At 51.4% G+C, this 19,983-nt stretch carries 18 protein-coding genes; all 18 read left to right on the forward strand.

Annotated elements, in window-relative coordinates:
• Positions 1-12: 12 nt before the first annotated feature.
• From H8Z77_RS06670 to H8Z77_RS06755, 18 genes are read left to right on the forward strand one after another with little or no spacing between them, the layout of a single operon-like run.
• Positions 13-1,491 (forward strand): DUF6138 family protein, encoded by a 1,479-nt coding sequence (locus H8Z77_RS06670; protein ID WP_366471972.1) that lies wholly within the window; start codon positions 13-15, stop codon positions 1,489-1,491.
• Positions 1,488-2,870, forward strand: a complete 1,383-nt coding sequence (locus H8Z77_RS06675) for a DUF6138 family protein (RefSeq protein ID WP_186996543.1) — start codon at positions 1,488-1,490, stop codon at positions 2,868-2,870. Before H8Z77_RS06670 ends, H8Z77_RS06675 begins: the two co-directional genes overlap by 4 nt.
• Positions 2,871-2,888: 18 nt before the next feature.
• Positions 2,889-3,980, forward strand: a complete 1,092-nt coding sequence (locus H8Z77_RS06680) for an ankyrin repeat domain-containing protein (protein WP_186996544.1) — start codon at positions 2,889-2,891, stop codon at positions 3,978-3,980.
• Positions 3,981-3,992: 12 nt separating this feature from the next.
• On the forward strand, positions 3,993-4,841 hold the full coding sequence (locus H8Z77_RS06685) for a DUF2262 domain-containing protein (protein ID WP_186996545.1): 849 nt from the start codon (positions 3,993-3,995) through the stop codon (positions 4,839-4,841).
• Positions 4,842-4,893: 52 nt separating this feature from the next.
• Positions 4,894-5,220 (forward strand): DUF5713 family protein, encoded by a 327-nt coding sequence (locus H8Z77_RS06690; RefSeq protein WP_186996546.1) that lies wholly within the window; start codon positions 4,894-4,896, stop codon positions 5,218-5,220.
• A gap of 5 nt (positions 5,221-5,225) precedes the next feature.
• The gene (locus H8Z77_RS06695; RefSeq protein WP_286165499.1) at positions 5,226-5,987 is read left to right on the forward strand and encodes a hypothetical protein; all 762 of its coding nucleotides are present in this window, start codon (positions 5,226-5,228) and stop codon (positions 5,985-5,987) included.
• A gap of 24 nt (positions 5,988-6,011) precedes the next feature.
• The gene (locus H8Z77_RS06700; RefSeq protein WP_186996547.1) at positions 6,012-6,476 is read left to right on the forward strand and encodes a hypothetical protein; all 465 of its coding nucleotides are present in this window, start codon (positions 6,012-6,014) and stop codon (positions 6,474-6,476) included.
• A gap of 19 nt (positions 6,477-6,495) precedes the next feature.
• On the forward strand, positions 6,496-7,170 hold the full coding sequence (locus tag H8Z77_RS06705) for a hypothetical protein (RefSeq protein WP_025543808.1): 675 nt from the start codon (positions 6,496-6,498) through the stop codon (positions 7,168-7,170).
• A 23-nt stretch (positions 7,171-7,193) separates the two neighbouring features.
• Positions 7,194-9,626 carry a DUF6892 domain-containing protein gene (locus H8Z77_RS06710; RefSeq protein WP_186996548.1) on the forward strand — a complete coding sequence of 811 codons (2,433 nt, stop codon included), beginning with the start codon at positions 7,194-7,196 and terminating at the stop codon, positions 9,624-9,626.
• A gap of 9 nt (positions 9,627-9,635) precedes the next feature.
• The gene (locus tag H8Z77_RS06715; protein ID WP_186996549.1) at positions 9,636-10,661 is read left to right on the forward strand and encodes a hypothetical protein; all 1,026 of its coding nucleotides are present in this window, start codon (positions 9,636-9,638) and stop codon (positions 10,659-10,661) included.
• Between the two features lie 15 nt (positions 10,662-10,676).
• Positions 10,677-11,300 (forward strand): hypothetical protein, encoded by a 624-nt coding sequence (locus tag H8Z77_RS06720; protein WP_186996550.1) that lies wholly within the window; start codon positions 10,677-10,679, stop codon positions 11,298-11,300.
• A 41-nt stretch (positions 11,301-11,341) separates the two neighbouring features.
• The gene (ybiA, locus tag H8Z77_RS06725) at positions 11,342-12,202 is read left to right on the forward strand and encodes a riboflavin biosynthesis intermediates N-glycosidase (protein WP_186996551.1); all 861 of its coding nucleotides are present in this window, start codon (positions 11,342-11,344) and stop codon (positions 12,200-12,202) included.
• A gap of 9 nt (positions 12,203-12,211) precedes the next feature.
• A complete protein-coding gene (locus H8Z77_RS06730) occupies positions 12,212-12,589 on the forward strand; it encodes a hypothetical protein (protein ID WP_286165500.1) in 378 nt (125 codons plus the stop codon).
• Between the two features lie 41 nt (positions 12,590-12,630).
• On the forward strand, positions 12,631-13,635 hold the full coding sequence (locus H8Z77_RS06735) for a hypothetical protein (protein ID WP_186996553.1): 1,005 nt from the start codon (positions 12,631-12,633) through the stop codon (positions 13,633-13,635).
• Positions 13,636-13,644: 9 nt separating this feature from the next.
• Positions 13,645-13,893, forward strand: coding sequence for a hypothetical protein (locus H8Z77_RS06740; protein WP_186996554.1), 249 nt, complete (start codon positions 13,645-13,647; stop codon positions 13,891-13,893).
• A 58-nt stretch (positions 13,894-13,951) separates the two neighbouring features.
• Positions 13,952-14,911, forward strand: a complete 960-nt coding sequence (locus tag H8Z77_RS06745) for an NTF2 fold immunity protein (RefSeq protein WP_186996555.1) — start codon at positions 13,952-13,954, stop codon at positions 14,909-14,911.
• Positions 14,912-14,925: 14 nt separating this feature from the next.
• Positions 14,926-15,495, forward strand: a complete 570-nt coding sequence (locus H8Z77_RS06750) for a hypothetical protein (RefSeq protein WP_186996556.1) — start codon at positions 14,926-14,928, stop codon at positions 15,493-15,495.
• Between the two features lie 40 nt (positions 15,496-15,535).
• Entirely contained in the window at positions 15,536-19,969 is a 4,434-nt protein-coding gene (locus H8Z77_RS06755; RefSeq protein ID WP_186996557.1) for a suppressor of fused domain protein, read from the forward strand.
• Positions 19,970-19,983: the final 14 nt, after the last annotated feature.

Below are 19,983 nucleotides of genomic sequence, written 5' to 3' on the forward strand. Positions count from 1 at the left end.
GAGGAAATCGCTATGAATTTGCCAAAGTTCAACAGTGCGGACGGGCGCTGTTACTGGATGAAGCCCGAGGTACAGGAAGAACTGCAACCGCTCTTTGACCAGTGTATCCAGGATGCCATTGACGGGAAAATCACGCGGCTTGATGATTCCCACTGGCCGCCGGTAGTGGTCAGCAGTCAAGGTGCACCCTTTGAGGTGTGGCAACTGCTTAGGGCATGGACCGAAATACAGCGGGCCGAGACCCTGGATGCGGAAAAGGCCATCGCCTTCAGCGAAAACCTGCGCCGCCAGAGCCGCTGGGGTGAAATTGACCACCATCTACTTGATATGCTGAAACGGGAGCTACAAGAGAAGTATTTTGTTGCAACAGGCGATGAAGATGATCGCTTCTGGGATCGGGAGTATTCCCTGAAACCAGGTATCCGTGCAGAGGAGGTCCCGGAGCCGCTGCTGCGTTTCGCCTGCTATGTGGCAGTGAGCTATAAAGTGTATGGCTTGGACTTTCAGTATCTGGACGCCAATTACCTCTTTGGATTGGTGGAGAAAGTCCGTCCTGATATGGTGAAAAAGCTCCGGGAACATGGGACCGGCAGGCTGTCGATCTCTCTGCAAAAGCGGAAAACAGAGCACTTCACTGCATCGGCCAACGATGCCTTTGCCGTTATCCGTATTACTGCCAGGGACAACACAGAGGAATGCTGCCATGAAGTGCTGGACTATCTGTGTGAGGTTCTTTCGCAGGAGGATTTTCCCCGCAGCTATGCGGTGGAGTTTAAAGGACCGGAAAAGAGATATCTTCCCATCACAGGACTGCCCAAAAAGGGAGTAAACCAGCTTTTTGCCTGTGCTGTGCAGTACCCCGGCCTCCATCCCCTGATGGAACGGTACGCCCGGCTTGCCATGCGGCAATATGAGCAGTACACCAATCTCAGCGATGAGCAGTGCGCACTCCCCGGAAGTTTTGCCGTGTTCGCCCTGGGAATGCTGGGGCAAGAGTGGCGGCAGCTGGTATGGGATTATCTCGATCTCTGCGATGATGAGCACTCCCACTTACAGGAAAAATTCCTCCGGGAGTATGTGAAACAGTTCGGATTTACCGCCGATACTGTCCCTGTATTTGTCCGTGGGGTGCTGTCCATGCAGAACATGAAGTATTCCAAGGACTATGCCGCGTGGATGGCAAACGCAGAAAGCCTGGACGCTCTGCTGGAGGCAAAAATCCACCTGTCCGAGATCGTTCCAAGCGGTTTTTCCTCCGACGAGGATGACGATGATGACGAGGACGAGGAACCCACCCTGGAAACAGAATCCAGCCCAGAGGAAGTGCTGCAATACGCATGGGAAACGGTCTGCTATGTGATCTGGGGCAAAGCCAGCGCCAAGGGTGGTCAAAAAGTGGTGGAAGCAGCTCCGGAGGAACTGAAGGAACTTTACCGACAGATTTTTATTCCGATAACGGAGAACCTGGAAGAAAGTGGTGGCCTGCTATGAGTTTGCCTAAACGTGATGGCGTACATGGCCGTTATTACCTGATTCATAAACCAGATACGAACCCAGAAGTGCTGGAACACGCCGATCAGTGCATTCAGGATGTGTTGGATGGAACCGCCAAAGAAAATCATTCAGGCTACCCGATGGTAGTTCGGAGCCAAAGCGGAACGCCCTTTCTTCCCAGTCAGCTGCTGGATCGGTATCTGTCCAAACTGCCTTTGAAGGGGTTCCCCTACGAGGAGGCGGTTGTATTCTGCGATGCACTGCGGCGGCTGGCGGGCTGGAAAGAGATCGATCACACACTGGGACAATACATCGAACACCAGGTGCAGGAGCGATATTTTAAGGTTGGAGAGAAAGCGGATTCCTTTTCCGCTTACCCGACCTGCACCGTGTGGCCCGAGCTGCGGCCGGAGGATGTGGACGAAGGTCTGCTGCACTTTGCCTGCTATGTGGCGGTCTGTTATACGGTATATGGAGCCAGCTACGACTTCCTCACCACCGAACACATTCTCGGCCTGGTTTCCCAGCTTCGCCCGGATATGGTGAAGCAGTTGAAAACAGCCGGCAGCGGCAAATTGCCAAAGGCCATCCAGCGGCGTAAGACGGAGCATTTCACCGCATCGGCCAATGATGTGTTTGCCACCATCCGCATCACCGCCAAGGACTCCACCGAGGAGTGCTATGCTGAAATCCTGGACTACCTGTGTGCGGTGCTTTCTCAGGAGGGATTTCCCCGCAGTTACTCGGTGGAGTTTCGTGGAAAGGAGAAACTCTATCTGCCCATTCCCGGCCTGCCCAAGAAGGGAGTCAACCAGCTCTTTGCCTGCGCTGTGCAGTATCCCAGTCTGCATCCGATTATGGAGCGATACGCTCGTCTGGCTATGCGGGAGTTTGAGTGGTACCAAAACCTCGCGGATGAAGCCTGCGCGATGCCCGGTACTTTCGCTGTGTTTGCTCTGGGGCTGGAGGGAGAACCGTGGGCGCCGCTGGTGACGGAGTATCTGGATCTCTGCGATGACGAGCACTCTTCCATGCAAGGGAAATTCCTTCATGCCTTGATCCGGAAGTTTGGGTTTCAACCATGGACGCTGGGGGTATTGGTGCGGGGCGCATTGTCTATGCAGTGGCTGGAGCCTGCCAGGGAATTCCGTAGTCTGATTGCCAATGCGGAAATCCTGGATGCACTGCTGGCAGTCAAGCGCCGCTTTTCCGCTTATCTCCTGCCGGAAGAAAACGAAAACCCGAAATTCCGGGCCATCGCTTGGCAGAGCCTGCTCTGGGCCATCTGGGGCCCGGCCTCCGAAAACGGCGGTAGCAAGGTCATCAAGACGGCTCCGAAGGAACTGAGAGAAAGGTATCAGGAAATTTTTGAATAGACTATAAGGAGGACTCGGATGAGTGAAGTAAGCTATTTAAATGTACCTCCCATGATGGCTGCCATCAAAAGTGGTGACATAGAGGCGATTCGTTCCCTGCTTCACGCAGGACATTCTCCCAATGAGCCGCAGTGCTATCAGGTAATGATTGGAGAGTGGCCGCGGGATGGCGAAGCCTCTCCACTGGAATTGGCTGTGCTGGAAAATCGGATGGACATGGTGCAGCTCCTGATCGAATGCGGAGCAGATTTGACCCATAACCCGGAAGCATTGCTTTGTGGTTCCCTGCGCAGTCCAGACCTGACCCTGTTTTCCTTTTTGGTAGATGCGGGAGTCAGAATCCCGGCAGAACAACGGGATATATGCAGGCTGTTTCTCCACTTGGTGGATCGGCATGAGCCTGATGTGCTCCCAATTTTGAAAAGACTGGGCATGGATTTGAAACAACACGGCGGTGAAGCCCTGCGCAGTATGGCGAGCCATGGGAATCAGCTGCTGGTGGAGTATCTGATTCAAAACGGGGCGGACATCAACTATCACAAGCCAGACATGGTGTTTCCCTACGCTTCGACTCCTGTCACTGAAGCTGCACGGCACAACGATTTTCCTATGGTGCGCTGGCTTGTGGAGCAGGGTGCGGATATCACCATCCCAGATAAATACGGTGACCGGCCCTACACCGTAGCAGTGCAGAACAAAAATCAGGAAATGGCCGCCTACTTAAAAGCTCTGGAGCCGGAGGAATGGCACAACGAACAGGAAAAGGCGCGTCAACTCATGCCTTACAAGCTACCTGCCAAGCTGGTGGAATACTTAAAGACCGGCCCCTTGCGTCTGGAATTTCCAGAGTGGGAGCTGGTGAAATGGGCGGAACTGTACCCCTACATGGATGTGCAGGAGATGACCTGGAAGCGGAAAAAGCTGCTCTCTCTCATGGCGAAAATGGATAATTACAGCGACTATTTGCTGCTGTGGAGTCCCAGAGATAAGAAACTCTGGTATCTGGACATTGAGCATGAGGAGTTTCATCCGTTAGCCAAATGGGAGGCATTTATCGCTGATCCCGGAAAATATCTCAATGGAATGATTGAGGGCGAGTTTGAGGAATAAGGAGCTAACGCAATGTTTGAGGAATTTTATCAAAAATATGAGACTGAGGAGCAGGAAGTGATTGCCCTGATTCGTAAGTGCATTGGGGCTGGGTACCATAAGAGCGATAACAGTGACTTTTGGGAGATGACTGTCATTACACTGGGTATGGTGTTCTGCAATACCGGCAAGGTCAGCATTAAAGAAGGTCGGCTGAAATGGCCGGTTACGGAGGAGGAACGCAACAGTGAAAAGAGCTGGGGGCGTTTGCAGCAAGGGCAGATTTGCCGTCTGAAGGTACGCAGATTGTTGGATGGGTTGGTACCTGAACACACCACTCCGGAACAGTTCAACAGCTGGGCTGTTATAGATGTGCTGGAGCCTTCTGTCCCCTGCCCTCCGTTGGAGGCAGTATGGGAGGAATACCAGAAACCCGTAAACATTGAGGATGAAGTTCTGGGAACTTTGAAACTGAACCGGGACTTCGGGCTGCTGGATGGCAAAATCTTGTGGAACGAAAAGGAAGTCTCCCTTGCACTGGAAATAGATCTGGAGGATGAGGAAACCTGGGATACCGTCCGCAGCATTGCCCACAAAGTTATGGCAGACCGCGAAAGCTGGGACAAGTCCATGCGGGAATTTGCGGCAAAGGAACTGACCGGGCTGGCCAATGAGTGGCAGGCAGATGACGATGAGAAGAAAAATGCTGATCCCATTACAGAAGAAGGATTTGCCCAGCGCATTACTTTGTCAGAACTGAGCCTTACTTATGAGGGTGACTTTACGGCCTATTTTGATGACGACGATATGTTCTGGGGACACACTGTTGAGGTTTGCGGCTCCCTGGAAAATGGGATAGAGAGCGCCAATATTGCGGGATAACGGTTGCATAAGACATACAAGCTGATATTTGAATGCGAAAGGAGAAATCATGATGAAAGCATTTGACCCGAATTACAAACTGCTGGACGAGATGTATCAGGATGATTACTATCCAGTTTTTCTGGTAGACAAGGTAAAGGACGAACTCCAGAAGGTCATCGACCTGCTGGAGAGCGGCGAAACCGACACCGAAGTGGTGCAGGAAAAGCTGGACAAAGCAGTTTGCGGCATCAATGATCTTCAGGACGAATTTTACGAGAACAACAGTGAGATTGAAACGGTAGCCCGGGACTGCATCGGCGTCACTGTAGACTACATTTTGAAGTGGTTTGGCATTCCGATTGACATGGAGGAGGCTATCCGGGAACGGGACTGGTGATTTTTATGAAAATGGAGCCCTCTTTTTGCACGGCGGTCTTTTGGCGTGGCGGAGAAAAGATTGATCTGAATGGACAAAAACCAGATGCGGTACGGTGTCTGGCTGTGACGGGAGAGCGGAAGGTAAATCTGTCCTTTCTCCAGGATTATCCCAATCTGGAGGAACTGACCCTAATGGAAAAATGCGAGGGGGTGGAAGTTCTCTCCGAGCTAAAGCGGCTTCATACCCTGTCCCTATGGCTGTCGGCCCCTGTTTCCTGGGACGATGTTTCTATCCCCGGCCTGCGTGTTCTCCACCTGCGTGGGGAAAAGAATGGCGACATCACCCCACTTCTCACCAGCATTACCTATCTCCATTTGGAGGAAATGCGGAAAACGGAAGATCTTGCCCCTTTCCTGACTCCAGCGACCCGGCTTCAGAAACTCTATCTCCAGTCACTCCCAGCTGTGCAGGAACTACCGGCTCTGGATGGGCTTCCTTCCCTTTATGCCCTGAAACTCTATGAGCTGCATAAACTAAACGATTTGTCCGCCCTCTCTCACAGCCATTTGCGCTACTTTGCCGCCTCTCTGATCGGGGATAAACTCTCCGCCCAGGCGCTGGCAGATGCTGTGATGGCGATTCCCAATCTGGAGGCAGCCGCGCTCCAGCTGGCGGATCGCTCCGAGCGGCGCTATGGCGGTGTCCAAAAAGCCTTTGCCGCCGCTGGGAAATCCGCATTGCTGCGGGGGGAAATTAGTGCTTTGACCACATGGCTGTCGCTGTAACCTGGGGATTGGGGCAAGAATGATATGGAACAGTTTTTTGAACATTCCGATTTGGGATTGGGAGCACTGACCTTTCAGAAAGGACCAGGAACCATCCACTGCTGGACTGGAAGAATCGCAGACACAGAGATCCTGTTTTCCATTATTTTGAACACATCTGAACTCCGGTCGGCAAACCTGGATTTTATCCGTTCTGTGCTTCAAAACTGGCGGGAGTATCTTTCAAAAGCGGAGCATGAGGTTCAGGCGCAGATTGGTAAAAGCCCTGAGAAGTTTGGATTGCAGCGCGCTCCATTCCCTGAAACGGAGATTCCCGCCGAGCAGCCGCAATTTCTGTTTTATGATGAGACAGAATGGGGCCTGCACTTTGAGATTTGTACCCTTCCTGTGGGGGAGCCATTTGGACTTATGGTTGAGTTTTCAGGGGATACGCCAACGGATGTATATGGCTTGTCGGAAGCGGAAGAAATAGAAGCGGACATGGAATAATATAAAGGAGCCGATCAGATTGTGTGAGAATGCGAAAATTCTTTGTCCTTACTGTTTGACGAGAGAAATTGACCCGGCACAGGCGATATGCTCTGCTTGTTATTCAAAAGAGGATAAATGGGAGCGAGGCAGTTGGGATGACCTACGCAAGCGCAAGAATGCCGATGAAATCCAGATGTTTACCATAGCCAAAAAAGTAGATGAAGCGTTCCAGATACCAGAAAATGAAGCTTATGCCTGTATAGAGAAACACGAAATGATTCAGGCTGAGGCCTTGGAACGGGAAATGGAGGCTTTTCACCGGCGGCGCATCCTTTGTATGGTGGAGATATTTTCCAAGATTGATTGCGGCATCCTCTTTTCTGGCTATGTAGAACTGGATACCTATTTTAAGAATGTGTGGGATTATGCCCATCAGCGCATTGCCGCAGAACAGCTCAGAGAGGTTCAGGAGTATCTGCGGTCACAGATTCCATGGAAATCCCTATCCAGTCAGCGGATGGATCTGGGGGCAGAACTTCTCAACTTTTGGTGCGGAGAAGATGAGTTGGATTGGGGCTATTCTCAATATTTTGAGATTGCAGCAGGTAATCTCAAGCCGTTTCTTGCAATGACCTTATTCACAGAGATTCTGTGTAAGCATTTTCCAGATGTAATGTCTGCGCCAGTCAAGCGGCTGAGCAGCAAACTTTGAGGCACTAAAAAGGGGGTACTTTTATGCCAGGCTGGGCACAAATCATATCTGATGCCTTAGACATTCTGAAATTTGACGGAGCCGTACAGGACACTCTGGCGGAACTTCGAGAAAAATGGGGCACACAGGTCCCGGCGCTGCTGGATGAACGCTTTGATGCCGTTGGCGTCCAATATATGAAACTATCCCATGAAAAAGGGGCGGCGGCGTTGGGGCAGGAGCTGTCTGCCTTCGGCTGGGCACTGTATAACCTGGACGATGAGGACGAGTATCTGTTTGCCTTGATCCCAGAGGAAGAACGCAGCGAATGGGAACGCTACTGCAAAAAGCAGGGGCAATATTGTCACCTGATGAAACAGCAAGGACGAAAATGGGGCGACCATGCCAAGGAGCAGGACCCTGGAAAGCTAATGCCCTGCGAGGAATACATACTTCAGGATGAGTACGATTATTTCTTCAACTCCCTGGCGGGTGATTTTGCGGCGGGCGAATGGAAAAACCAGGATGCAGAAGAATGGAAAAACGGCTGTGTGGCCGACCTGCGCCAGCGTCCGCCCCAGGTGACCCGCGCCCACAGTTTGCCGCATCTTGGGTGCCTCACTTATTCCGCAGAAAATGGACTCTATGCCGCGTCCAGGGCCGCTGGCAGCGGGACTATTGGCCGAGCATTATTGAGCAAGAATCCAGCCACGCTTAACTGGGCCGAACCGTCCCCCATTGGATATGACGGTCCACCCCAGACCCTGTGCTGGGCTGACCATTCCCTCTGGGTGGGTGATCCCACCAACGCTACACGGATTGAACTGACAGACCGGGGCACCTGCCAGGATGTGAAAAACTGGACTCTGCCGGAAGATGGATGGAGCACCAAATACCATTGCGGCATTACGACAGACGGTCTGGGCCGGGTCTACTTTTCCAACGAGTGGTACAAGGGGCAGATTTACCGCTGGGAAAACGGCAAGGTAACAAAACACACCTTCTCACTGGATGGATACGACCATCTCTCCGAGGCCGTTCCCGTTCCCGGCACAGGCCGCATTACCATGATCCACGCAGTTAGTGGCAAGGGGCGGATGGAAGAATGCCTGCTGGAACTGGACATGGACACCGGGCGGTGTCGAATTGCCCTCCTGCCTGGAATGGGCGAGGGGCTGAAACTTCGCTGGTTTACCGGGGACTGGCTGCTGGTGCAGGGAAACGGCGAAATCCTCTCCGATGACTTTGCCCAGCTCATCAATAGGAACACCCGTGAAGTGCTGCGTATCCGCCCGGGAATGTTCGGCGGGGAGAAAATGCAGCACATTGGAATTCTCACCGATGGCACGGTGGTCATCGTCACCCGGCGGCATATGGTTGGACCGGTATTTCGTTATCCCATCGACTTCTGGGGCTTTCTGCGGACGGCAAACAAGCCCAAAAAGCTGGAATGGCGGGAGTACAAAGAAGTGTACCCGAATCTGCCAATCTATCTTCCGCCCAAGGCCACGGAGCGAAAAATCATTCTCAAAAAAGACAGCCTGACCATCCTGGGGTCGGTATTTACGCCGCCGTTTACCCTGTCGCAGCTGGCGGAAAAGTTGGGGCCTGCCCGCATTGTCCTGCAAAATGGAACACGGAAAAGCCCCATGACTGGCCGAGAGAGTTCCTATACCCAGGCACTTGCTTTATGGGACGAGCTTGGACTACAGGGCTGGTTGGACGAAGATGAGCAGACCATCAAAACCCTTGGTGTCCGGGTAGCGGCACAGGGAGATTATGCGGTCCGGCGGACATTTGACGGAGCGGTTTGGATCGGGTCCAAGGACTACCGGGAGGCCAGCTGGAAGGATTTCGCCGGATTTGCCCATACCCTCAAATTAGGCGGCTTTACCGTTTATACCCGTCTGCCGGGTCCTGTTCCAGAGGAGCAGTCAGCGCAGAAAGCCAAGCTGGAGGCCCTTTCCGCTATGGTACAGATCAGCTGGAAAGAGCCAGAAAATAAGGCGGTGAAAGCGCAGAAATACAAGTTATCCAAGCCGACGGAACCAGTGCTGCACTTTGATACCTTCAACTTCAAGCTGGCGGTCATGGAAGTCCTGATGTACGAAAAAGGCTTACTGGCTCCTAAACTGGATGCCCATGAGTTTGCCAGAGAGTATAGCCGACGCAAGATCGACATTGACGCGGAAGGATATGAACCCATCCCAGAGATTCGGAAGTGGCTTACAAAATACCCGATCCCGGAGCGGCTGGCCCCGGCGGTCACAGAAATCGAGATGGATGGCGGCAGCGAGATTTATACCCAGCTCTGTCCGTTCTGGGATGGCGAGGATGGAGCCTTTGATCTTAATACTATTACTGAGGCGGAACTGCGCCAGTTCCCCAATCTCAAACATATTACTCTCATGTCCTCCAAGCCGGAACAGGTGCTGCCGGTTCTGGAACGGTACAGTATCAAGGTAGACTTGCTGTGAGGTGAAAGTATGAAAGCGAAACTAAAAGTGATAAAGAACTGGGAGTTCGAGGAATTCGAACTGACGGGAACTTCCTTCAAATACAGCCCAACTGGATGCAAAGGTATGGTAGCCCGCAGCGAGGATGAAATTGTGTTTTGGACCTATCATCTCACGCAAAAGTGCAGCGGCGTTTTGTGGGTCAAAGGCGAAGTTTCCAGGTGGATTCTAAGCCCAGAGCCGAAAGAGCAGCAAGATGTTTGGGAAGTTCCTGTCTTGCTCTCATGCGACAGAGGAATACTGTTGGTTTGCCCGGCCAGTAAATCCCTTTGGTGGATGCCGCAGATGGATGGAAAGTGGATTCCGATCCCCATGGATAACTGGTGTGCCCAGGGTATTCCCAAGCCGGTGGCAGTCACAGGAAGCCAGAGCGTTTTCCCTATTGTGTGCCGAGTGGACAACTCTGCTGATGCGACCAACAGTTTTACCAGCCTGACGGTAGACTTTGAAACCATGACTGCACACTGGGCAGAAAGCGGCTCTTGCGTATACAGCAAAGCAGGGACCCGACAGACCCATTTGGCGGCGATAGAGCGAGCTGGCGGCAATTTTGCCCAGGCAGACTTTCACTACAACTATCCTATGATTGGCTCCATACTGGAACAGAACGGACAGTTTTATGCCTTTTTGGAAAGCAGCACCATCAATCCGGCGGGTCTTTCTCTCATGGGCTACTATTGGTATCTGGAACTGGAGGAAAACGGACTATTCAAAAAGAAACTGTGGGGCAAAGATAATTTAAGCCGCCTGCCCGGAAAACACGGGATGCGCGGAAAATTCTCCGGTGACAGGACTTACCTGATCCTATCTCCCATTTTTAAGAATGATGACTGGAAAGGTAAACAAAAGGTGCTGCGCCTTTCGGATTTGGTGCTGATCGACCTTGCCATGCCCCGTGGATACGCTTCCTTCCATGTGCTGGATGTATGGGGAAACCGGGCATTTCTCAGCGATGAGAAAGACAAGCTGGTTCTTTGTGAAATGACTTTGGAGTAGTTATGGGGGCTGAGTATGTTTTTCAAGAAAAAGATTGTATTTACGGAAGGAATGAATGAAACCCTTTGTTCTTTCGATGAAATACCCTGGTTTTCCTGTTGTGGCGTTCCGTATGATAAACCATCGTATTACCCATATCTTCAGGAAAAGGACCCAAAACGAGCAGAAAAACTACTGCTGCATACAAAGAACTACTCAGGAACCGTCTGCCTTACGAATTTGTTCAAAGAAGGCATTTGTCGTGCAGATACCTTTATTCTGCAAACGGCTGGGTGGAAGTTTTACCAGAATGAATTCATGCCATGTGTGGAGGCCAGTTGGCGCACTTATGAAAAAAGAGCATCGAAGGCAAATGGCCCTGATCTAAACTCGGTGGAAAAAAGATTCCTGCGTGATTGTGGCTTTCCTGACAGCATAGATCTTCAGTTGTGCCGAATGGCGCAATATTTGCTGGTTGAACAATACTTCTTTGAAAGGTTTCCTCAGTTCCCTCTATTTTTCAGCCGGATCATTGATATTTACAAGGATGGGCATATCGTGCTCGGCTGGAATGGAAGATTTGCATCGCATGAAACGAATCTGGAAAATGAAAACAGAACCCCAATCTTACCAACAGACGGAAGTTTGATTATATGGTAGGAAAACAAGAACTTAATTGCTGTGAGACGAGGGAAAATGATATGGCACTACAGGAAAAGAAAATAATGCCTCCCCCTTGGCTGGCTCACCGTGAGATCGAACGATACTCTATTGGCTGGCGCATGGGCTATGGGGAGGATTACATATACCGATTTGGCGATTGGCTGGACACACTCTCACCAGAAGAAAAGGCAAAATACCGCGCTCTTTTTCCTGAACCAATCACCTGGAAGGGCTGGTGGGATGACGAAAATAGCAGTGAAGTGCTGGAACATGGGGACTTCTGGGTGAATGCGTGGCAGCCGGAAGGAAGCCCTAAGTACACTCGCCAGTGGCTCCAGCAGGAATTTTCCATGGGGAGAAAGCGGGAACTGTGTCTGTTCTGGGGCCATCAGCCTGCCGAGGACGGCCAGCTGACAAAAAGCTGTCTCAGCCAGTGGTGGATGGAGGATTTCTGGTCCGTTGCCAATACCTATCTTTGTATGGAGCAGTATATGATGGCAGGCAAGGCGGAACTGTTCGGCGATCAGGAGATTCGGGAGCAAATTTTGAAATGCAGCGACCCGAAACAGATCAAGGCCCTGGGCCGCAAGGTGCGGGGTTTTGACCAGAAGGTATGGGACAAGTTCAAATACGCCATTGTATTGAATGGCAACTGGTGCAAATTCAGCCAGAACCGCAACCTGCGGGAATTTCTCCTCTCCACCGGAGATAGTGTGCTGGCGGAGGCCAGTCCCTACGATAACATCTGGGGCATTCGGCTTTCAGCCAACTCCCTGGAGGCGCAGGACCCGATGAAGTGGCGGGGGCAAAACCTGCTGGGTTTTGCTCTAATGGAGGTACGGGACGAACTGCGCCGGGTCACGCAGAATGAAATGTTGTGCGACTGGAACGCAGTCTGAGGTAAAATGATGGAATTATTTGCAAAAAGAATGACTTGGGAGCTGGACAATGAGGAAGGGCTGTCCTGCCTGTTCTTTGAACTGGAGGATGGTTACTTTACACTCTCCCGCAAGACCGGCGCGGAAGCACTCCGCTTGGAAATGAATGATCCAGCCAATGGTCAGTTGATTGACTCGGACTGTTTTGAATATGCCATTGATCATACCAGGTTTCGTCTAAATATCGTGCGGAACAACCGAAAGGTTCTGCGGTATCTGGAAGAACACCACATCAACACGGAGTTGTATGGAGAAATCGTTCTTCACTACACTCCTCTCAGCAAGCCACAGCTTGAATCATTATCTGCCGTGACTCTCAGGCTGTTTTTCGGTGAACTGCTTTTTTAATTTGAGACAGGATTACCCTGAATCAGAAAGAGGGAATGGCTATGAATGAGAATTTATTTCGCCCACAATTTGATACATTGAAACTGACCGAAAAGCTCTGGCTGATGCAGACGCTGGCGACTCGTTATAATTTGACATTTAAGGAACTATACGCCTTTACCCGCTGGGGACAAAGCTGCACGACTGGTATATTTGAAAAAGGTGGTCGGGAGTTTGTCTTTGTCCCGGGCGATACCGTGATTCTTGGCTGGGAGAGCTTTGTCCAAGGGATGGACAAGATCAACCAAGAGGAGCTGGCGGATATTTTTGCGGAAATCGAATATGAGGGCACTGCGGAGGAATTTCTCCGGCAGGGCATGACCCCGGTACGCCAGGTAACCATCGGTCCCATGTTCGTGGGCAGAAAACTGGAGAAGATTGGCTGGGAAAGCGTTTCCATAAGCGACCCTCGCATCACTGCCCACCCTGACTGGCTGGAGAACTTGCAGAAGTGGGCGGGTCAGGACAGCCAGAGCTTTGAAATACACGAAACTGTCCGCTTTGAACGCAATGGTGATAGCTGGCGAGCGTGGCTGTGCCATCCAATGACCTACCCGGAGTTTCAGCGGTCCCTGTTGTGGGAGCTGGCAGCCAGCCTTCCTACGCCGGATGAGTGGGCCTATCTGTGCGGAGGCGGATGCCGCACCCTGTTTCCCTGGGGAGATGGACTGGATTATTCCATGCATCTGCACCACTTTGAAAGCGAGGAAGATCAGGGCAAGCCATACGACATGGAGCAGTCCAACTTCTTCGGCCTATCTATCGCCTACGATCCCTATAAACGGGAGCTGGTAGACGGGAAAACATTGACCATCTGCGGCGGCGACGGCGGAGGCAATATCTGCGGTGGTATGGGACCTTTGCTTGGATACTTGCCCTGTTCCCCTCACTGTAAACCGGAGGTTCGGGAGGATAATGAGATCCACAATGACTATGACTTTTTCCGTCCTGTTATCCGGGTGCAGACATCCGGGTGGAGAATGGTATCGCCCGAAAATGAGAGGTGATATTTGCAAATGATCGAAGCAATTACAAGAATCTATACAAATTCTTCATCGGTAACATTTGATTGTAACGGTGTTGAAATTATTGGAAACGGTGAGTTTCGGGCTTCATCAGGAAAGGTGGATGGGTTTATCCTGTATGCCGACACCTTGCGCTATGAAAACGGAGCAAAGCTCTCACAGAATGAACAGAAAAATCTGAAATGTTTATATCAGCACTTTATATTGAACCATGAAGATTTCATAGACTGGGATATTTGAAAAGAGATTTTTCGATAAAATGGTTACAGTATAGAGCACAGGAGTAAGGAGGTAAACTATGGAATGGCCAAAACGAGCACGAACAGCGGATTGGGAAAACGGTGTCCTAACCTTAGATGGAGAAAAGAAATTTGATATTCCGGAGCTGACCGCAGAGATCATGGAACAGCTGGCTGGTTACACCCTGGTGGGCTTCCATGTGAAAGGGTATCCGGTAACGGATGAAATGCTCATCCCGTTTACCGCACATAAAAGCATGGTCAATTTTGGTGTGGAGAACGGCTCACTCACAGACGCCTGTTTCCCCGTTTTTTCCGCTATGCCCAAGCTGCGGATTTTGCTGCTGGATGGTAATGCCCAAATCAACGGAAGCGGTCTTTCCACCCTGCAGGAATGCAAGATAGACCTTTTGACGTTAAACCATACCGGACTGAATGACACAGGGCTTATGCAGGCAGCTTCTATGTCAAAACTCTCCCATATTCAGATCGACCATACCGCTGTCACCTATGAGGGCTTGCTGGCTGTCGCCGGCAACAACTACATCAAGCCGGTGGCCCATGTGCAATTTACCAAGGAGCAGATGGAACACTTCTCCCAGCTCCAGCGGGAAAAGGCCAAAAAGCCCGTCCAGCTGGATGAGCAGGCAGCGTCGGAATGCCGCAGTGTGTTGTCCGCTTTCTTTGCCGAAATGACAGAATGGGAGCAGTACATGGAGCAGGCTGGGTTTGAAGATGCCGAGGCTGTGCCCCGCCTGCTGGCGATCTGGGAGAAGTATGTAAGCGAAAAGCCCCGTCCGGGCTACCGGCCTCTGGGACTCTCGTACAGCGCCCAGGGTACCTACAACGGGGAAGAATTCCTTGATGCGGAGCAGATCACCCGGAACAAGCTCTACATCTACACCAGAGAGAAAAGCACCGGCATTGACCGCCGCTTTCTCATGAAGCGCGTGGGCGAGGGTTGGATGATTGACGCGGTGCAGGAGCGGCTGAACGGCTGGCAGCGGACAGGATTGTAAGGGAGGCATAATGGATGATATATAGGTTTACGGAAGTATTAAACGATCTTGTTAATTATTTTCTCCTTGGTGACATTTTGTTGCTGGAGGACTGGAAGCAGGCAAATCATCTTTCAGATGATTTAGCGATGGAGTTTACCACAAACGAAAGCGGCGACAGGGTATTTGCCGAAGGAATTGTAATCCCAATGGCCGGTATTGAAAACTATCCCTATACCATATTGTTCAATCTCTCTGGTGATAGACCGGAGCTGTGCAAAGAAAGAAACCGATTGCAGCTTAGAAAAAGTGGCTATTCCCTCAAAGTAGATCATAATATGCTGATGCTTTTTACATGGCCAATATTGGAACAGTTTACGCCTGAAAAGGTGAAAGATCTGATTTCTTACTATAGAGTGCATAAGAAGCCGATGATTGAGCTTGCAAATGGCTGGTATCATATCGAGATTTTGGGTGGAGAAACCTTGCAGGACGGGGACTATGAACCTACATTTGAGTTTGTGATACAACCAGCCACAAATGAAGAAGCCACCATAAATGCAGATATGAATTTTAGCTTTGAAATTACAAGCTCTGCTTATTAGAGAAACCTATACCTACCAAAGATGAAAAGGAGATCATGATATGGATTTATTGAAACAATGCCAGCAATGGTTTGAACAGGATGAAGCGCAGAAGGTAATCGACACCCTGGAAGCGATTCCCGCCGAGGAACGCACCCCGGAACTGGACAGCGAATTGGCCAAGGCATATATCGCCATTGCAGATATAGGAGAACGGGAGCCTTTTGAAAAAGCGCTGGAACTTCTCGCTCCCCATGAGGAGCATTTTGCTGGAGATCACTGCTGGAATTATCGGATTGCTTCCGCTTATTATTACTTGGATGAGGAAGGTCCCGCCCTGCGTTACTTTAAAAAAGCCCTGGAAGCCCGCCCCGGAGACAAAGATACCCAGGAGTACATAGACGATTGCCGCCGTCGTTTGTCCCTGCCCCGGTTTGAAAAGAACTTCCATGAAAGGACGCAGGAAGCATGGGCAGCCTTTTCTCAGATTGAGGCGGAGTTGCGTGAAATCATGGATACCGACAAAACGCATCGGCGCAGCGAAGAACTGATTGAAAAATGCGGGAATGCACTCAAGACGGCCCTGCGTGATACTTCCTTTGAGCTGGGCTTTAATGGCGAAAAGTATGAATTGATCCTCAGTCCAGAAGGGCTTCGCTCCCGCCTGTTCCCGTTGGTGTACTTCCAGAAGCAAGCCCCGGAATCGGTACTTGAGCATTGGAATATCTGGGTAGGTCGTCAGCCCTGCGAGGGTTTCGAGCTGCGAGCTGGAGAGATTGAAGTTCGGGCTGAGGATGTGCAGATGTGGGCAGAGGAAACAGAGAATCATCAGGTAAGTCTGGTCCTTTACTGTGAAAAGCTGACCCCGATCTTGAAAGAGGACACAGACAAGGTCTGGTGGGCACTCTCTATGCTGGTGGATCAAACCATCGGAGAAGTTTCCGCTATCGCCTTTGTTGCTGGGTTTGATGTTTATGCAGAGCCGAAAGACGAACCGGCCAAGCTGCTTTCCGAACTGCCGGAGTTGCTGCAAAGCATGGGACTCTCCCTTTGGAGGGATGGCAGCGACTATCTGGAAAACAGTTATCTTGCCTATGAACTGGAACCGGTGGAAGATCCTGAGGCTGACTGGCGGCTGGATGTTTATACTGGAAGCTGCCGCCTGCCGGTGCTCATCAACGACTACCTGACTGCCCGCAGTGATATGGTGGATGAGTACCACAAGGATGGCATTGCCGCTGGATTCCTCCTGTACCCGCTGTCCGGTTTTACCGGTGAGGAACGAGTGAAAGCTATTCTGGATTTCCGGGATAACCTGCGGGATGCCATCCTACGGGATGCAGGAGAGGAAGCCGTGACCTTCCTGGGTGGGGCCACTGGCCTATATTGCGGTTATCTGGATTTCATTGCCTGGGATCTGCCTGCTGTACTGACAGCGGCACAGGCGTTCTTGGAAAAAAGCGACCTGCCCTATGCTCACTTCCACGCATTTCGGCGGGATGTGGGCGGTGTGCCGCTGCTGGACGAGAAAGAACCGGAGCCTGATATTCATGAGGAAACTGGCCCCCTGCTCTCGACAGAGGATATTGAAATACTGGAGTCCTTTGACGAAGGAACTGCCGCTTACTTTGGAAAAATGCTCGACTGGCTGGAGAATTTTATCAAAAGCGGCGTAGAAGAAGGACGATTCAGCGAAAAACAGGCTCACCAGGATTTACAGATTGCCCTCTGGTATGCCTTTGCCTGCCTTAACCTGGACGATTACATCCACTACTACCGCGCTGCGGAATGGATGAAGGATTCGGAGAAAAACGCCACGGGCTGCGCTACCTGGTACTACCGGTATTCTGTGGCACTGATGTATTGCGGCAGGCTGGAAGAAGCGCTGGAATATGCGGAGCGGGGCGCAAAAGAGGAGCCAGACTACCCCTGGATCTGGCTCCATCTGGGCAAGCTGCGGGCGCATTTTGGTGATACAGCAGGCGCGCTGGATGCCGTCAAGCAAGGATTAAAACTGGAACCGGGAGATTATGAGTTTCTGACCTTAAAAAAAGAGATCAAAGCCGGAGCTACCCTGGAACAGATGGAAAACCATTGGATCGACCCCGACGCCGACCAAATGCTTCAGCAGGGACTGGACGAGAATGCGGATGATAAACAATGCGCCATAGCCTGCATTCGGGTGGACGAAGCAGGACTTGCCGAATTTTACGAGCTGTTCCGCCCGGAACGGTATGGCTACAAGAAAAATTCCCCTTGCTGTGAAATCCAGTATCCGGTGCAGGAACATCTTGTGGAGCTCTCGTTCCGCATGAACGAAGCCGGACTCTCCAAGATGGGAACCGACTGGCTGCGGCAGTTCAAGGAACGGCTGGACAGCGGTGAATGGCTGACCCACACCCCTGAAGGAGAACCAGAGGGCATTCTAACAGGTGTGTTTGTGGACCAGACCCGCCGCATTGGTCTTGTCTATCAACAGCCGGGAGACGATCAGTATTTTCAGATTTTCCTGAACCCGGACGGCACGAAGGCGGATGCCTTCTGGTCCTCAAGAAAAAACAGCGAGCCGGAGGTTTATTCGGAGGATGAGATGTCTGCGATAGAGCAGCACATCAAAAACACCTTTGGTGAGTTTGAGAATGTGTTCCATGAGCTGGTTTCCCCTGACATCCATGTGGACATCTGCGTTGTTCCTCCCTCTGAGGAGTGCAACTATTACACACTGGTAACGATGGGCATGGGTGCTCACCGGATGAATGTGCCGGAGGAACTGGCGGAATACAAGCTGGAACGAGCAGAGCTGGCCATCGCTCTGCCACCGGATTGGAAACTGGATGAGGAATCCCTGAAGGATGAGCGGTGGTACTGGCCGATTGGTCTCTTGAAAGTGTTGGCACGCCTGCCTATTTCCAACAATACCTGGCTGGGCTTTGGCCACACAATGGATAAGCAATCGCCGTTTGCAGAGGATACGGAACTCTGCGCCGCACTTCTGGTAGGTCCGCAGGATGTTGTCTGGAACGGAGGCGAAGTCTGCACTTTGCCGAGCGGCGAGGAGGTCAACTTCTATCAGGTGATCCCGCTCTATCATAATGAGATGGAGTATAAGATGGAGCATGATGCGGACGCTCTGCTTGAAAAGATGGCAGGCATCAGTTTTGTGGTCAATCCCACACGCCAGAATGCCATCACCAGAGGAACGCTTGCGGATGAGGAATTCACCGGCGATATGGACGATGCCGCCCGGCACCTGGAATCCATTCAGGAAAAGGGGCTGTCAGTGGACGAGTTGAGCGCTTATAACCACATGGCGATCTATCTGCGCTGGTGCATGGAGCATGATCTGATGAGCGCAGAATTTATGGAGCGGTACTGGGAACAGGTGCAGCCGTTTATGGCAGATCTGAGCCGCGCCGATCTGCGTGGCTTTATCCGGGACCAGCTGAAAGGACAGCTCTTTGGGGCGCTGTTCAACAAGGAGGGCGCAGCCTTTGCCGGATACTACTATGGGGAGTCGGACAGCCCATACTTCCCCGGTGACATTGATAACTATGCCTTGGAATATTTCGGCTCAGAACAATATTATTCCGATAAGTTCCAGGATGAAGCCTATCTGTTCATCCCATTTGATGAGAACTATTATCAGGCTATGGCAAAAGTCATGGAAAAGCGGTTCGTCAACTGGCAGGGACAGAGTTTTGATGAGGAGACTCTGGAGCCTTCGGACCTTGCGGAAGCCATGATGGAATATCTGGACTGTGAATGTACCTATTTCCCCTCAATGACGGATGATGACCCCATCATGTCGGCATACAACTATGCCAAACGAGAAAGTGTCAAAGAGGGCTTTGTGCCGGTTCTGATTAAGGCGGATGACGAAATCCTGTGGGAATGCCTGATTATGAATTCCGACCCGGACAGCGATGGCGAGGACGACTATGCTTTCGACCCGGACAAAGTTGCCGCATACCGGAAGAAAATGCTCTCCGCCCCCATCAAGAACAGTAAGGCAGTCCTGGAGGAAATGATTGGGCAGCGCAAGGAAGAAGCCGAGGATGACGATATGGACTGGGATGAGGAGATCCTGGGCGAGATGGAGGGCGGATATGATAACCGTCGTTTTTCAAGCTACTGGAACTCCGATAATAATATGACCTATCCTCTCATTCTGGCTAAAATCCCCGTAAAGAACCCTTGGGAGATTTTTGCCTATCTGCCCTTTGGTGGCTGGAATGAATGTCCTGACACGCAGTCGCTGATGGCAGTGGCGAAATACTGGTTTGAGCAATATGGCGCGGTGCCCGCAGTTATGACCCACGATGAACTGGAGTTCCTGCTCCCGACTTTTGTTTCCCAGGAGAAGGCTATGGATGCAGCAGTGGAACTGTATGGCTTCTGTCCCGATGTGATTGACCAGGGACCGGAGGACGCCACCGTGGGCGCTCTGGCCGATGTGCTGCGGCAGTCCACTGTTTGGTACTTCTGGTGGGATTGAGCAGGAGGATGTGT

The organism is Clostridium facile (assembly GCF_014297275.1).
Taxonomy (GTDB): Bacteria; Bacillota; Clostridia; order Oscillospirales; family Ruminococcaceae; genus Massilioclostridium; species Massilioclostridium facile.

Coding starts and splice junctions, on each gene's coding strand:
- H8Z77_RS06700 (WP_186996547.1), top strand. CDS start 6,012: ATGGAACAGTTTTTTGAACATTCCGATTTGGGATTGGGAGCACTGACC.
- H8Z77_RS06670 (WP_366471972.1), top strand. CDS start 13: ATGAATTTGCCAAAGTTCAACAGTGCGGACGGGCGCTGTTACTGGATG.
- H8Z77_RS06720 (WP_186996550.1), top strand. CDS start 10,677: ATGTTTTTCAAGAAAAAGATTGTATTTACGGAAGGAATGAATGAAACC.
- H8Z77_RS06755 (WP_186996557.1), top strand. CDS start 15,536: ATGGATTTATTGAAACAATGCCAGCAATGGTTTGAACAGGATGAAGCG.
- H8Z77_RS06675 (WP_186996543.1), top strand. CDS start 1,488: ATGAGTTTGCCTAAACGTGATGGCGTACATGGCCGTTATTACCTGATT.
- H8Z77_RS06730 (WP_286165500.1), top strand. CDS start 12,212: ATGGAATTATTTGCAAAAAGAATGACTTGGGAGCTGGACAATGAGGAA.
- H8Z77_RS06750 (WP_186996556.1), top strand. CDS start 14,926: ATGATATATAGGTTTACGGAAGTATTAAACGATCTTGTTAATTATTTT.
- H8Z77_RS06680 (WP_186996544.1), top strand. CDS start 2,889: ATGAGTGAAGTAAGCTATTTAAATGTACCTCCCATGATGGCTGCCATC.
- H8Z77_RS06715 (WP_186996549.1), top strand. CDS start 9,636: ATGAAAGCGAAACTAAAAGTGATAAAGAACTGGGAGTTCGAGGAATTC.
- H8Z77_RS06735 (WP_186996553.1), top strand. CDS start 12,631: ATGAATGAGAATTTATTTCGCCCACAATTTGATACATTGAAACTGACC.
- H8Z77_RS06740 (WP_186996554.1), top strand. CDS start 13,645: ATGATCGAAGCAATTACAAGAATCTATACAAATTCTTCATCGGTAACA.
- ybiA (WP_186996551.1), top strand. CDS start 11,342: ATGGCACTACAGGAAAAGAAAATAATGCCTCCCCCTTGGCTGGCTCAC.
- H8Z77_RS06710 (WP_186996548.1), top strand. CDS start 7,194: ATGCCAGGCTGGGCACAAATCATATCTGATGCCTTAGACATTCTGAAA.
- H8Z77_RS06690 (WP_186996546.1), top strand. CDS start 4,894: ATGAAAGCATTTGACCCGAATTACAAACTGCTGGACGAGATGTATCAG.
- H8Z77_RS06685 (WP_186996545.1), top strand. CDS start 3,993: ATGTTTGAGGAATTTTATCAAAAATATGAGACTGAGGAGCAGGAAGTG.
- H8Z77_RS06745 (WP_186996555.1), top strand. CDS start 13,952: ATGGAATGGCCAAAACGAGCACGAACAGCGGATTGGGAAAACGGTGTC.
- H8Z77_RS06695 (WP_286165499.1), top strand. CDS start 5,226: ATGAAAATGGAGCCCTCTTTTTGCACGGCGGTCTTTTGGCGTGGCGGA.